Genomic DNA, 15120 nt, shown 5'->3' on the forward strand with positions numbered 1-15120 from the left:
TTATTTGTATGGTAATGCTTCGGATCCTAGAAAATGAAAGTTTTAAAAGGGCCCATGTAAAATTTTGTTTTAGAAGTACTACATTGTATGCGAAAGTATATTTTGTAATGCATGGTCTATTGCCGGAAATGTGTATTGGTATCCATGTTTAATTGCTTTAATAGGTAATACATGTTGCCCTTCTAGTACAAGTATGCTCATCTCACCTAATAAGGCGTGAAGCATAAATGAAGGGACAGGCAGCCAATGTGGTTTTCTCGTTGCGACAGCGATGGTTTTTCCAAATTCCTTCATTCTTATAGGTGTTGGTGCTGTCATATTAAGAGGGCCATCAATTTCTTTTTTGTGTATGATGAAATCCATCATACGAACGACATCGTCTATATGAATCCATGATAACCATTGCTTCCCAGAACCAATGGTGCCGCCGATATAGAATTGATAGGGAAGTAACATCTTTGGCAAGGCTCCGCCATCTGCACCTAATACAACGCCAAATCTTGTGTAAATTGTTCTTATTCCGAGAGAACATGCTTTAGCTGCTTCTTGCTCCCATAAAAATACTGTTTCTGCTAAAAAATCATTTCCGGGAGTTTCTTGTTGCTCAGTAAAAGACTCTATTTCAGATGTTCCGTAGTATCCAATAGCACTTGCATTAATAAATGTATGTGGTTTTGTTTCCATTACTTGTAGTTGTTGAATAAGTCCTTTTGTTGTTTGAATTCTACTGTTTAATATTGTTTCTTTTTGTTTTTTTGTCCATCTACTATTGATAGATTCTCCAGCTAGATTAATGACTACATCGATAGAGGAGAGTGGAAAGGTAGATAAATCTGGTGTCCAGTGTACGTATTGAAGGTTATGGTTTGAGGTTCTAGTAGTTTTCTTTCGAGTAAGAATGTAGACCATATATCCTTTTTGAATAAAAAAAGTAGAGAGGTATTTACCAATAAAACCAGTGCCACCAGAAATTGCGATTTTCATAATCATTTCCTCCTCATTATATATATTCTTGAAAAGAAAAAATGTTCCTCGATTATGTTAAAATAATAGGGAGGTGAGAGTATGGCTGTCATTACAAAAATAGAAGTACAAAAGCGATCGAAAGAACGATTTAATATTTATATTGATAAAGGCCAAGGTGAAGAGTACGGGTTTAGTGTGGATCAAGTAATCTTAATGAAACATGGATTACAAAAAGGCTTAGAAATTGATGAAATAGAGTTAGGAAATATTTTGTACAATGAAGAGGTACAAAAAGCATATTTACAAGCAATCTCCTATTTATCCTATCAAATGAGAACAAAACAAGAAATAGAAGATTTTTTACGAAAAAAAGAAGTGGGACAGGCCATCATCTCTGAAGTCGTTTCGAAATTATTACATGACCGATATATTAATGATAAAGAGTACGCGGTTTTATATACGCGAACGCAAAGTAATGTGAATCGAAAAGGTCCAACTGTTATTAAAAGAGAGTTGTTAAATAAAGGTGTTCAGGATTTAATTATTATGCATAGTTTACAAGAATATCCGAAGGAAAAGCAAATTGAGAATGCCTTGTTTCTCATAGAAAAGAAAAAAAAATCTTATCAAAAGCATTCTTTTTTACAAATGAAGCTAAAGTTGGATGAGATGCTTGTTCGAAAAGGGTATTCTAGAGAAGTAATTCAAATTTGTTTGGAAGAATTGAAAGACGAAAGAGATGACGAAAAGCAACAAGAAGCGTTACACTATCATGGGAATAAGTATTATGAGAAATATAAGAAGTATGATGGATGGACATTTGAAAACAAGATGAAACAAGCGTTATATCGAAAAGGATTCTCTATTGATGAGATAGAGATATTTTTACAAATGAAACGTGAAGAGGGATGAGGGGAATAATGAGATGAATATGCCAAAACGCTACAGTGAAATGACACCACATGAGCTTAGAGAAGAAATTGGGGATTTGAAGGAGCAAGCAATAAAGGCTGAACAGCTTGGAATTGTAAATGAGTTCGATGTATTAATGAGAAAGATGGCAATGGCTCGCGCTTATATGACTGATATAAACAAATTCCATATTGGTGAAACATATGAATTAATAGAAGAACCTGGTATATTATTTAAAATTACTTACTTCAATGGGGTATTCGCTTGGGGTTATAAACAAAATGATAATGAAGAGATTGGAATACCAATTTCCTTATTGCAAGAAAAATAAAAACCAGAGAGCAAATATCTCTCTGGTTTTCATCTTTGGTAGGCGTTAAAGGAGATAGGAGATTCTAAAATTGGCGTTTTTTACATTCGTTGGCCAATATAATGAGAGACTGGGTTTGCTGCGTCTGTCCGTTAACTTGCGCTTTCGCATGTTTCGGACGAGTCCACGTATGGTTAAATAATTCAGAACGACTATCTAAACGATCACGGTAGCTCATCTTTATCACCTCGTGTAGGAAGTTAATTTTTTAGGTTGTAACTGTATTACTCTTCCTGCTGATTTGCAGCACGCATACGTTCTTGTGGGTGCGTGTTAATTGTGCCGTTAGGTCGCTTCGAAGCGAAGCGTGATTTCGCTTTCGGCTGACCGTCGATTTTGCTGTTGTTTTTTGACTCAGACCAAAATTCGGCTTGTTTACCCATTGCGAACGCCCTCCTCATCATCAGTTGATACCTCTTTAAGAAGTATCACTTATAGAATGTGCAAAACAGAAGAAACTATCCTTTAGAAATGAAGGGATAAATAGGGAAAAGGAGATTAGAACATGAATGATATTTATGAAGCATTAACGAAAGAATTATTAGATAAGAATGACAAGCTTTCTTACGGACAAGCACGTGCGTGGGTTGAATTACTTTGGGAAGATTTTCAAACAACTTATGCAAAATCAGGGCGTTATCAAGGTGAGGAAATGACTGAGCAAGTGGTACGATCATGGATTAATAATCATGGTGTACGCCTTCATGAAATGCGTACAAATAATCCGAAGTATAGCCATTTATTTAATCAAGAAGATCATTTGAAACATTAAAAAAAGCGACTTAAGTCGCTTTTTTTAATGTGGAAGTAATTCCAGCTTTTTTCGAAGTTTTTCTTCACTAAAAATCCATCCTGTATAGGAACTAATAATATTTAAATTATGGTCGAGCTGAACAATCGCGACAAATGGATAATAATCTTTACTGCGATACCGTAAATCAATGAATCGTACTTCATAATAATGATCATGATCAAAAATATCCCAGCGATATACAGGAGAGAAAGATAGGAAGGCCGAGATGTTTTCATCTTGTTTAGCTGCTCGCATAATATCATTTTCTGGGAACGGTACCCGATCGAATTTGTCATATATCATGATGTTACCACGGTGCCATCTCGCAACGTAGTAATAATCAGCTGTAACGACTGCTAAATGATAATGATAAAATCGGTAAGAAGGAGAAATGATAATCTTTTCGACATTTTTGAAACGTTTGTGTACAACGCTTCTTATATTTCGGTGCATCATAACCCGTCCGATATAGTAAATAATCATTAATATATATGCTGCTAAGGCTGTGTATCCTTTATGAGAACCGACGAGCATGCAAGCAATTGCAAGTATATGGATAAAGAAAATTACGGTATCAAATGTATTAATCACGCCGAGTGCGACCCATTTTTTTGTGAAAGGCCGTAATGCTTGTGTACCATAGGCGTTAAAAATATCGACAAAGACGTGAAGGAAGACTGCAATAAATGACCAAAGTAGTAGATGAAGATATGGAGCGTCTGAAAAGAAGGCGAAAGAGATGCCACTTATAAGAAATGACCAAAGAATTACCGCGGGAATGGAATGAGTAACTCCGCGATGATTTCTTATATATTTAGCGTTATTACGCAATTTTAAAACTGTGTCAATGTCAGGAATGTTGGAACCAGCAATTGTAGCAAGCATAACAGCTTGTGGGCCAATATCACTTTGTGCTATGGCTGGATCTAATGTTGCTAAGCTACCTAAAGTGATACCCATAACAAGGTGAGTGGCTGTGTCCATAAAAATCCACCTCCGTTTTTTATTAATGTAACTCTTTTTATTCGATACCTCAAGTCCTTTGCCTTCAATTTCCTATGTCATCTTACTTAAATTTTTTCCTAAAATCTTTATAATAGTACTTATATGCAAAAAAATGAGGGGGATCAAGTTTGACACTTGAAATACTAAAAAAATTTAATATAGAGCAGTTTCAAAATGATTTAATTGGTTGGTTTGAAGAGGAGCAGCGCGACTTACCATGGAGAAAAAATAAAGATCCATACCGCGTTTGGGTTTCTGAGATTATGTTACAGCAAACAAGAGTAGAAGCCGTAAAACCATATTACGCAAATTTTATGGGGAAGTTTCCTACACTTGAAGCGTTAGCGAACGCAGATGATGAAGAAGTATTAAAAGCATGGGAAGGTTTAGGATATTATTCTAGAGCACGTAATTTACATGCGGCAGTAAAAGAGGTAAAAGAAGTATACGGCGGGGTTGTACCAAGTGATGTAAAGAAAATTGAAAAGTTAAAAGGAGTCGGACCATATACAAAAGGTGCTATTTTAAGTATTGCATATGGTATACCAGAGCCGGCAGTTGATGGAAATGTTATGCGTGTATTATCTCGCATTTTATCAGTATGGGATGATATTGCAAAACCGAAGACTCGAAAAGTTTTTGAAGAGATTGTGCGTGAAATTATTTCAGTAGAAAACCCATCTTATTTTAATCAGGGATTGATGGAATTAGGTGCACTGATTTGTATTCCTAAAAATCCATCGTGCTTACTTTGTCCTGTACGTGAGCATTGCAGAGGATATGCTGAAGGTGTTCAAAAAGAATTACCAGTAAAAAGTAAAGCGAAAGCTCCTAAAATGGTACCTATTGTTGCAGGAGTACTTCAAACTGAAGACGGTCGTTACGTTATTAATAAACGTCCAAGTACAGGTTTGTTAGCTAATATGTGGGAGTTTCCTAATGCTGAACTTGGAGAAGGTATTCGAAATCAGAAGGAACAGCTTATAGATTATATGAAAGAAAAATTTGAACTCGCGGTTTCTATTGATGAATATGCAATGAATGTACAACATACGTTTACACATCGTACTTGGGATATATTTGTATTTTATGGAAAGGTAACTGGCAATATTGTTGATACAGATACATTGAAATTTGTATCGAAAGAAGCATTTGAGCAATTACCTTTTTCGAAATCGCATCGTACTATTTACGAAAATTGCGTGGAGAAAATTACAATACAATAAATAAAAAAGTGTTCCCAATCTAGGGAACACTTTTTTAGTCGTAAGAAATTTTTGTCCCATGAGTCCAACTAGCTTCACCTTCTTGTAAGCCGCCTCTTGATTCAATTTCTACTACAATTTCTTTGTAAATACTTTGACCTTCTGCATTTAAATAAGGCAGAATCTGTTGTAGTGAGTGATGAAAATAAGCTAATTCATCTTCTTTCCATTCATGTTTTGAAACCATTGTTAGTTCAGTCATATCGCGTCCTATATACATATTTCCACCTCCATTTCTTATAGTTTGAATAAGTAACAAAAGATATATGCGGAAATTATTCAAAATAAAATTACGGATAGCCTCTAAGTGAATTGGTTACATTATTGGTTGTGGAGGTGAGAAAGATGAGTAAAAAACAACAAGGTTATAACAAGGCAACTTCTGGTGCTAGCATTCAAAGTACAAATGCTAGTTATGGTACAGAGTTTGCGACTGAAACAAATGTACAAGCAGTAAAACAAGCAAACGCACAATCAGAAGCAAAGAAAGCACAAGCTTCTGGTGCACAAAGTGCAAACGCTAGCTATGGTACAGAATTTGCAACTGAAACAGACGTGCATGCTGTGAAAAAACAAAATGCTAAGTCAGCTGCAAAACAATCACAATCTTCTAGTTCAAACGAGTAATGAAAGAAAAACACTTCTCCAATTCGAGAGAAGTGTTTTCTTTGTGTGTGGATCTTTGTAATGAAAAGAAAATGAACGACATAACTTCTAATAAGTCAACAAATGTAGTCAAAGGAAAAGGAAGTTAACAATTAGAAATATGTAATTAGGAATAATAACTGATGAATAAGTCCAAAGGGGGTAAGTAATGAACGATTTTGATAAGTTGGTAGGGGAGCAATTAGAAACGATGGATGAGTTGTTAAAGTTACAAGCACATCTAGAGAAGTATCAACAAATTGAAATGAATGAAAAAGATATGTGCGATAAAAAGGAACTGCATTTTATCCGTCAGGAAATATATAGAACAGAAGTAGCGTTGAAGATGTTACATGAGAAATTTGAAGAACAAACAAATAGTGTAATCCAATCTTTTGCAACTGAAAAAATGATTTCAAATTTAGGATAAGATATATCATTGTCTCAGGTGAAAAGTCCTTCAAATAGAGAAGGGCTTTTTTTATTACATGTCCTCGTTTATCCCGCTATTTGCCGGGCAGTAAGACCCCCACCTCAAAATTCAGCGAAAGCAAAGAAGTTAGGTGAGGGCTGATTAAAGTTTCACTTTATAAATAATACAATACAATCCTTGTTCCCTGAGAAGATTGGGGATTATTGTATTCAACGATAAACCTCCTGCATATTCAGTGTGGAAAATAGAGTCTTATCCCTTTAGTTTTAAAATTTTGACAAAAAAGTTATAATAGAAAAAAAGTGAATGCCGTTCAAAGGGCATTTGCAGTTGAAAGAAGGGAGCATATATGGGATTTCCCAAAGAAGGAGAAAAAGTACAAATACATAGTTATAAACATAATGGCTCCATTCATAGAATGTGGGAAGAAACAACAATTTTAAAAGGAACACAGAGTCTTGTGATCGGAGCGAATGATCGTACAGTAGTTACAGAATCAGATGGTCGAACATGGATTACGCGCGAACCAGCAATTTGTTATTTTCATGCTAACTATTGGTTTAATGTGATTGGGATGCTTAGGGAGGATGGCGTATATTATTATTGCAATTTAAGCTCACCTTTTGCGTATGATTCTGAAGCATTAAAGTATATTGATTATGATTTAGATATTAAAGTGTATCCAGATATGACATATACGCTTCTAGATGAAGATGAGTATGAAAAACATAGTCAAATTATGCAGTATCCACCTGTTATAGATACAATTTTAAAACGAAATGTAGCACATTTAACACAGTGGATTCATCAAAGAAAAGGTCCATTCGCACCAGATTTCGTAGATATGTGGTATGAACGATATTTAATGTACAGAAATTAAAACAAACCTGCAGGGAATTTCCCGGCAGGTTTGTCCTATTAGAGGGGGGATTATGTGCAGGGCATAAAAAGATATTTACAATTTGTTAAACCATATCGATGGCTTATTGCTATTACAATTATTATTGGACTAGTTAAGTTCGGTATTCCACTTATTATGCCGTGGTTATTAAAGTATATTATCGATGATGTAATTCAAGGGGCGGGTTCACTTCAAGATAAAACATCTCAATTAATAACAGCGATTGGAATTGCTTTTTTTATTTTTGCGGTATTAAGACCACCGATTGAATATTATCGTCAATATTTCGCGCAACGTATCGCAAATACAATACTGTATGATTTGCGGAAGCATATTTTCGGTCACTTACAAAAGTTAAGCTTACGTTATTATTCGAATACGAAAACAGGGGAGATTATTTCACGGGTCATCCATGATGTAGAACAAACGAAAGATTTTGTAATTACAGGTTTGATGAACGTCTGGTTAGATACTGCAACAATTGCTATCGCTATCATTGTTATGTTTTCTATGAATATAAAATTAACATTTGTTGCGTTATTGATTTTACCTATTTATGTAATAGCAGTGAAATATTTTTTCGGATGTCTTCGGAAATTGACGAAAGAGCGTTCACAAGCGTTAGCGACGATGCAAGGGTATTTGCATGAACGTATTCAAGGAATGCAAGTGACACGTAGCTTTGCGTTAGAAGAGTATGAGGGGAAGCAGTTTGAAAAAAGAAATAATGAATTTTTAACGAAAGCATTAAACCATACAAGTTGGACGGCGAGAACATTTTCGGCAGTAAATACGTTAACCGATTTAGGTCCGTTACTTGTGATTGGTTTTGCAGCATATGAAGTAATTCAGGGGCAGTTAACGCTAGGGACGATGGTAGCCTTTGTTGGATATATGGATAGTTTATATAGTCCGCTTCGCCGCCTTGTTAATTCATCTACAACATTGACACAATCTTTTGCATCGATGGATCGTGTGTTTGAACTGTTAGATGAAAAATACGATATTGTTAATGTGCCAAATGCGATACAAACGGAAAAATTAAATGGAGAAATTGTATTTGATAATGTTTCTTTTCGTTATAATGCAGATGAAAAAGAGATATTACACAACTTGTCATTAACTATGCAGTCTGGAGAGAAAGTAGCGCTTGTAGGAGCGAGTGGAGGAGGGAAGTCATCTCTTGCTAGTTTGATCCCGCGTTTCTATGATGTTTCTGAAGGCACGGTTTATGTAGATGGCATAGATGTAAGGAAGTATAATATGAGAAATTTACGTAGTAATATTGGAATTGTACTGCAAGATAATTTATTGTTTAGCGATACAATTGAAGCTAATATTTTATATGGAAATCCGAAAGCTACAGAGAAAGAAGTGATTGCAGCTGCCAAAGCTGCGCAAATTCATGATTTTATTATAGATTTACCAGATGGTTATAATACTGTCGTTGGAGAACGTGGTGTGAAGCTATCGGGTGGGCAAAGGCAACGCGTGGCAATTGCACGCGTATTTCTAAAGAATCCGTCGGTACTTATATTGGATGAAGCAACTTCGGCTTTAGATTTAGAAAATGAAAGGTATATTCAAGAGGCGCTTCAGACGTTAGCTGCTGACCGGACAACGATTATAATTGCACATCGATTAGCGACAATTACGCATGTTGATACGATCATTTACATTGAAGACGGTCAGATTAAAGAAACCGGTTCTCATGAAGAGTTAATGCGAAAAAGAGGATTTTATTATAATTTATATCAACTTCAACATATAACAGAAACAGCTCCTTTAGCATAAAAGGAGCTGCTTTTTTATTCGTCTTCTTTTTTATCATCGATTTGGAGTTCTTTTTCTGGTTTATGGTATGTGTAGAAGCTATCTACAAGTAAATCTAAATGCTCTACTTCTTCACTATAGTTAATGATGGAAGAAATAAGAGGGAAGAGATGTAACCATGTTTTATATGCTTCTTCATCGTCCTTGTTTTGATATTCCATAAAGATATCAATTAATTCTTGTTTACCTGTTTCAACTTCATCAAGCATTTCAACTGATTGTTGTTTTTTTGCTTTACCAATGAATTTTAATAAAACTTGTTCATGATAATGCGTTAATGAATCAAGTTCGTTTTGGATAGATTCCTGAAATTCTTCCGGCATGTAGCGTAGTTCATTTTCAGTACGGTGTAATGATTTTAACGTACTTAAAGCACGGCTTGTTGTCGCTAACATTTGTCTGAATAAAACGAGCTTACGAATTTTTGCGAACTTTACTTTTTTCGTGTAGCTTCTTTCTTCTTTATACAGCAAATAGTAATGATTTAGTTTGATCATTTTTTCTTTCATACGATCAATATCAGTTTTTAGCGTTGTAAAATCAGAAGCCTGCCTGCTATTCATTCGAATCCATTTTACAATTTCTTCTGTATTATCAACGATACGATGATAAAGTTTTGTTTCATATTTCGGCGGCATAAATACTAAATTTACAAGTGAAGCCGCAATAATACCAATCATAATTGTCGCAAATCGAAGTAAGGCAAAACTAAAGAAGTCTTCGCCTTGATACTCCATAATGGCGATAACTGTTACTAAAGCAATTGATATTGTGTTTTCTAATCGTAATTGCAGTGTAAGAGCAATTACTAATATACATGTTAATCCAATAATAAAAGGATTATGTCCAAAAGCAGTAGCAAATGCGATAGCAAATATCGCACCGATTACATTTGCTTGAATTTGTTCAAGTGCGGTTAAATAAGAACGGTATACAGACGGTTGAACAGCAAAGATAGCTGAAATTCCCGCAAATACCGGACTCGGTAATTGAAGTAAAATACAAGCAAATAAAGCTAACGTGATGGCAATACCCGTTTTTAAAATGCGAGCACCAAGTTTCATACCCTTAATAAGATCCTTTCTCTTGTCATAATGAATGTACAACATGATACTATACATTCATTACAATATGTTAGCAAGTGATATTTTAGTGACGTTAAAAGAAATTAGTATTCATTTTATCCGGCTAATTGTGAACAGTAAGTTTCCCGCCTCTAAATTCAGTAGCTGGATGCCGGTAAACGCTCAATTGCTGTAGGCTAATTAAAGTTTCACTTTATAATTTTTCCTAATTTCTTTTAAACATCAGTTTTTAGTAAAAAGACCTGCTGAATTTCAGCAGGTCTCAAATTGTTACTATAGATTACTATGAGAAGTGTACTTCGTCAATTTTTTCTTAATAATGAAAATTACTCATGTTACTCTGTTGAGATAGATGGATCTGCCTGTTCTTTTTTCGGGATAATTTCAAAAAACTGGTTCTGTATATCATCTAATAATGGGGTTAACAAAGCAACTTCCTCATATTGCTCATGCTCGTTTAGTACACGAATATAGTCTAGCAATAATTCAGTTACATCTTTCAAACCATTTTTACTAATTGATTGTAATGTAACATTTGCCCCTTTTGCAATTCTTCTTTTTAAGGCCTGTTCTGTTAAGCCTAAGTTTGAATCATGACGCAAATAAACAACACCGCCAGTCATGCCAGCGCAAATCCATGGACCAGGGTCACCTAAAACAAGCGCTCGCCCATTTGTCATATATTCAAAAGCAAAACCTTTAATATTGGAGTATGCACCTATATTTCCTTGCTCTTTTTCACGGAGTGGTTTTGTTATTCTACCTCCAATGATCATGTCTGCCCCAGAAAGGCGAATGCCAGCACGAGCATCAGCGTTCCCTTGCACGTATAGTGCCCCTTTTTGTGCCCCATATCCAAATCCTTTTCCGACAGAACCGTTATAATATACTCCGTCTTTTCCTTTTGATTTCGTTATATAAATACCACCACCAAAGGAAGTTTTACCAATGCCATCTTGTGCGCCGCCATTTACGTGTATAAATAAATTTTCACTATTGTAAGCACCTAACCCATTTCCAGGGATAGAACCATTCGTATACTTTAATGTAAGTGGTTCAAGTTGAGTAGCTTCATATAGTTTACTGCGAACGCGATAACATGATTCTAGACCGCCCATAACGCGTTGCTCTACACCAACGCCTACTAATTCTTTTGAGTCAGCGGAATGAACTGTTTTAAATTGTTTTTCTGGTACGTCTTTTGTTGTTGTAACAGATGGATGTTCTATTATTTGTAGTAAATTACATAAGTTTAATAAATTTTCGCCCCGAACTTGCTCTAATAAATCAGAACGCCCGACAATTGCTTGTAAATTTGTATACCCAAGCTGTCCTGTTAATCGTTTTAGTTCTACACCGAAAGAGGTGAATAAATTTAGCAGGCCAGCAACTGCGCTTTCTAATTCGCGTGGGACGAAGCGGCGTAATCCATGTTCTTTTGCCTGTGCTTCAGACTCAATTTGTGTCGCAATTCCAACATGGCAAGTATCTAGATGGCACCCACGGCAAGTAGTACAGCCGATTGCAATCATTGACAGTGTGCCAAATCCAATACGGTTTGCTCCGAGGAGCATGATTTTCAAGGCATCATTTACACTTCGAATACCACCATCTGCCCAAATCTCTACTTTATGTCTCATGCTCGCTTCTAATAAAGCGTTGTGAGCGGCTTTAACACCAATTTCTACAGGAAGACCTACATGTTGCAAGGCGTGAATACGTGCAGCACCTGTTCCACCATCGAATCCGCTAATGTTAATAAAATCAGCACCAGCTTTGGCGATACCGACAGCAATTGTTCCGATATTAGGAACAACAGGGACTTTCACGGCTACTTTGGCAAGTTGATTAGCTGTTTTAATTTCGGTAATCATTTGAGCTAAATCTTCAATTGAATAAATATCATGGTTGTTAGAAGGTGAAATTAAATCTGAGCCGATTGTCGCATTACGTGCTTCAGCGATTTTGGCTGTCACTTTTGAACCAGGTAAATGCCCACCTTCACCAGGCTTTGCGCCTTGACCGATTTTGATTTCAATTAAATTCGATGAGTTTAGTAGTTCGGCATTTACTCCAAATCGCCCAGATGCCACTTGTTGTCCGCGTGTATGTGGGTATTTCCCGATCATATCTTTAATTTCGCCGCCTTCACCGTTCAAGCTAATCATATTTAGCTGATCGGCCGCTTCTGCATATGCGCGAAAGGCAATTTCGTTTTGAGAACCAAATGACATAGAACTAATAATAAATGGTAAATTATGATTTTGAATGCCGATAGATACTTCTTCAGTTGGAACGACATGTTTTGTTTGTTTCGTTTGAACAAGGTGTCTGATTGCGATTGGATTATTCTCTTCTAGTTCACTTAACTTGTCACGGTAGTCATCATAAGGATTTCCTTTTGCAACATCGCCGATTGCTTTCCAAATTCGCGGGAATATATGAAATGATTTTCGCATTCTAATTTTAGGATTGTTATAATCCTCTGCTCGTATTTTTGCATCTTCAGCAAGTGATTCAAGTGAAAAAGCTAAATCATTTGAACCGAAGAAATTTGTGATTTGTAATATATTTGCAATTCCCTCATGTAACCCAATAGATGAATAGAGACGTCCGTAACCACGTAACTCATGAATTCCAATTGTTGAAATGACTTTTTCTAATCCTTTATTAAGTGCATTATACAGATTCGTAATTGGTATTTTTGTTCCATCACTTACAGTCGCGAATAATAAATATGGATTAATACTATCTGCTCCTAATCCATATAGCGTGACAATGTCATGTAAGGAGCGAAGGGCACCAGAACGTATAACGAGAGAACAATTGCGGCGTAATTTATTTTCACTTAATTCTTGATGTACTTTCGCGGTAACTAAATGTGGATCAATCCACAAGCGTTCATTTAGATGGGCTTTTGCGTCATCTAATACTAGTAGGGAAGCACCATTGTTAACAGCAGCTATCGCTTCAGAACTAATGCGGCTTAATGCACATTGCAGGGTTTCTGACGAGCTGAATGTAGCAGAGATTGTGGCAATAGAGTTATGAGTCCTAAATAACGCTGTGAGTTGTTCGTACGTAATTGTGTGTAATTCCTCTGCAATAGGTTGTGCCACGCTGCCTTCTAAAATAATTGGTGAAAGCATTTCAACTACAAATGGCCGTTTTGCGCCGCTTAATAAACTTGGACGCTCTCCAAGTACAGTACGTGTAGAGAAGTGTTCAATTTCACGGTCACGGTCAATTGCTGGGTTTGTAACAACAGCTACACTTTCTTTAATAAAGTCAGCGATATTTCGTCTATCAGTATCAAGTGCGGCAAGTGGTGAGTCATGCCCAAGTGAGCGTATTGGTTCAACACCTTTTGTTGCCATCTGTTCAAGAAGCTGAATATGTTCTCGGTCCCATCCGAAAGCGACGTATTGTTTCGTTTCAACTTGAACAAAATCACATAGCCCTTGGATTTTTTGCGTTTCAGGGATAGATAAATTTAAATGATAATTGGTAGTATCAATTCGCTTTTTAAAACGGTTATATACTTGGATTTGATATTTGTCATATTCATAAAGAACAAGTTCATCTTGTTCATTCCATTTTAATCCGACCTTTTCTCCAGGGGCGAGTGGCTTTGGTTCTGCTACATATTTAGTTGGTGATACAACTCCAGGTTCAGAAGAGAAAATATAAGAGCTTTCTGTCTCTACTTTCCATACTGGGCGTAATCCAAGGGAATCAACGCTGAAAACAGCTTCATCTTTAAAACGGGAAATGATGCCAGCTGGTCCTTGTGCAAAATGTCCCCATGCTTCACGTATATACGTATATAAATCTTGTAAAGGTGTTTCATAAAGTTTAATTTCATTAATAATTGGTGGAAATAGTATTTCCATTGCTTCAAATAAACTGTAGTCGTATTGAACAAGTAGGGTTTCTAAGGTGCGGTTTAAATCTTGAGAGTCACTGCCTCCAGCAGTAAGTGGTACATCAATCATTTCAGCTTGATCGCGTAATTTTGCGATTGTGTTAATTTCACCATTATGTCCGAGAATACTAAATGGTTGTACACGAAAAAAATTAGATAATGTATTAGTAGAGTAGCGGTTATGTCCTAATGTCATAGTTGAAGCGATAAGTGGATGTTGTAAATCATTATAGTAGGCAACAAGTGTATCACCAGCACCTAGAACTTTATATACAACATGATCACGACTTAATGAAGCAACATGAATTGCTTCGTTTTCCTCTATTTTTATTGTGACAGAAAATAATGTTTGCTCAATATTTGTAATTTCATTTTCTGCGATAAGGGCAACTTGCCAAAATAAAGGTTCTTCTTGTTTACCGAGTGGACCGAGCGCATCTGAGTTTGTTGCATCATCACTTTCGAAAATGATAGTAAAGTTTTTGTTGTTTAATTGCGTACGAATATAATCTTTTAAGGCAGTAATGTTTTCTTTTTTATTTAGAAAAAAATGTCCAACGATAAAGTGGGGATGATCCACAATCGTTGGATTATATCCACTACTTTTTAGTTTTTCATTCCAAAGCGTTTTTGGTACATCAATGTGAATGCCGATGCCATCGCCCTCGCCATTAATGAAACCAGCTCTATGATTCATTTTGACGAGTGATTGTATGCAAAGGTCAATGTTTTCTTTTGTAGGAATTTTTCGTTTCTCCATAACGGAAACGATTCCACACGCATCATGTTCTGCATTTCTATAATCTCGAAATAAAGACGGTGTCCATGTATTTGTTTTATTGAGCATCCGTCAATCCCCCCTCTTGTAAAAGTTAGAATAATCTTACTATTTAAGGTGTGAATCACCTTGTACACAGAGATAGTAATGATGTAAAAGAATATAAAACAGATAATTATGAATAATTATACTATTAATGTGGGATTTAT

15 protein-coding genes are annotated in these 15120 nt (G+C 35.9%); 8 read left to right on the forward strand and 7 right to left on the reverse strand.

Going from position 1 to position 15120, the window contains the following annotated elements; translation table 11 throughout:
* Positions 1-78: 78 nt before the first annotated feature.
* Positions 79-984, reverse strand: a complete 906-nt coding sequence (locus tag NZ044_RS02790) for a TIGR01777 family oxidoreductase (protein ID WP_000684387.1) — start codon at positions 982-984, stop codon at positions 79-81.
* Positions 985-1065: 81 nt separating this feature from the next.
* On the opposite strand from NZ044_RS02790, the gene recX reads away from it, so the two are divergent.
* Positions 1066-1878, forward strand: a complete 813-nt coding sequence (recX, locus tag NZ044_RS02795; protein ID WP_000268512.1) for a recombination regulator RecX — start codon at positions 1066-1068, stop codon at positions 1876-1878.
* 13 nt (positions 1879-1891) lie between these two features.
* A complete protein-coding gene (locus NZ044_RS02800) occupies positions 1892-2209 on the forward strand; it encodes a YfhH family protein (RefSeq protein ID WP_001057028.1) in 318 nt (105 codons plus the stop codon).
* A 64-nt stretch (positions 2210-2273) separates the two neighbouring features.
* On the opposite strand, the gene NZ044_RS02805 is transcribed toward NZ044_RS02800, so the two are convergent.
* On the reverse strand, positions 2274-2426 hold the full coding sequence (locus NZ044_RS02805) for a YpzG family protein (RefSeq protein WP_000122093.1): 153 nt from the start codon (positions 2424-2426) through the stop codon (positions 2274-2276).
* Positions 2427-2472: 46 nt separating this feature from the next.
* The gene (locus tag NZ044_RS02810; RefSeq protein WP_000517891.1) at positions 2473-2631 is read right to left on the reverse strand and encodes a small, acid-soluble spore protein K; all 159 of its coding nucleotides are present in this window, start codon (positions 2629-2631) and stop codon (positions 2473-2475) included.
* 122 nt (positions 2632-2753) lie between these two features.
* Between NZ044_RS02810 and NZ044_RS02815 the strand changes: the two genes are divergently transcribed.
* A complete protein-coding gene (locus NZ044_RS02815; protein WP_098506748.1) occupies positions 2754-3020 on the forward strand; it encodes a YfhJ family protein in 267 nt (88 codons plus the stop codon).
* Positions 3021-3044: 24 nt separating this feature from the next.
* Here NZ044_RS02815 and NZ044_RS02820 read toward each other — a convergent pair whose 3' ends face one another.
* Entirely contained in the window at positions 3045-4025 is a 981-nt protein-coding gene (locus NZ044_RS02820) for a metal-dependent hydrolase (RefSeq protein ID WP_000379114.1), read from the reverse strand.
* Between the two features lie 149 nt (positions 4026-4174).
* On the opposite strand from NZ044_RS02820, the gene mutY reads away from it, so the two are divergent.
* Positions 4175-5272 (forward strand): A/G-specific adenine glycosylase, encoded by a 1098-nt coding sequence (gene mutY / locus NZ044_RS02825; protein WP_000171380.1) that lies wholly within the window; start codon positions 4175-4177, stop codon positions 5270-5272.
* A 34-nt stretch (positions 5273-5306) separates the two neighbouring features.
* Here the strand turns inward: mutY and NZ044_RS02830 are convergent, their stop codons facing one another.
* On the reverse strand, positions 5307-5531 hold the full coding sequence (locus tag NZ044_RS02830; protein ID WP_000275441.1) for a hypothetical protein: 225 nt from the start codon (positions 5529-5531) through the stop codon (positions 5307-5309).
* A gap of 125 nt (positions 5532-5656) precedes the next feature.
* On the opposite strand from NZ044_RS02830, the gene NZ044_RS02835 reads away from it, so the two are divergent.
* The 4 genes from NZ044_RS02835 to NZ044_RS02850 all read left to right on the forward strand — a co-directional run bounded on the left by NZ044_RS02835 (position 5657) and on the right by NZ044_RS02850 (position 9084).
* Positions 5657-5938, forward strand: coding sequence for a gamma-type small acid-soluble spore protein (locus NZ044_RS02835; RefSeq protein ID WP_000039034.1), 282 nt, complete (start codon positions 5657-5659; stop codon positions 5936-5938).
* A gap of 187 nt (positions 5939-6125) precedes the next feature.
* Positions 6126-6386 carry a YgaB family protein gene (locus NZ044_RS02840; protein ID WP_000997574.1) on the forward strand — a complete coding sequence of 87 codons (261 nt, stop codon included), beginning with the start codon at positions 6126-6128 and terminating at the stop codon, positions 6384-6386.
* 352 nt (positions 6387-6738) lie between these two features.
* Positions 6739-7269 carry a nucleoside tri-diphosphate phosphatase gene (gene ntdP, locus NZ044_RS02845; protein ID WP_000506625.1) on the forward strand — a complete coding sequence of 177 codons (531 nt, stop codon included), beginning with the start codon at positions 6739-6741 and terminating at the stop codon, positions 7267-7269.
* A gap of 54 nt (positions 7270-7323) precedes the next feature.
* A complete protein-coding gene (locus NZ044_RS02850) occupies positions 7324-9084 on the forward strand; it encodes an ABC transporter ATP-binding protein (RefSeq protein WP_098506747.1) in 1761 nt (586 codons plus the stop codon).
* Positions 9085-9098: 14 nt separating this feature from the next.
* On the opposite strand, the gene NZ044_RS02855 is transcribed toward NZ044_RS02850, so the two are convergent.
* Positions 9099-10187, reverse strand: a complete 1089-nt coding sequence (locus NZ044_RS02855; RefSeq protein ID WP_000765787.1) for an aromatic acid exporter family protein — start codon at positions 10185-10187, stop codon at positions 9099-9101.
* A gap of 356 nt (positions 10188-10543) precedes the next feature.
* On the reverse strand, positions 10544-14980 hold the full coding sequence (locus NZ044_RS02860) for a glutamate synthase-related protein (RefSeq protein WP_098506746.1): 4437 nt from the start codon (positions 14978-14980) through the stop codon (positions 10544-10546).
* Between the last annotated feature and the right edge of the window lie 140 nt (positions 14981-15120).

This window comes from Bacillus sp. FSL K6-1338 (assembly GCF_038006965.1).
GTDB lineage: Bacteria > Bacillota > Bacilli > Bacillales > Bacillaceae_G > Bacillus_A > Bacillus_A thuringiensis_S.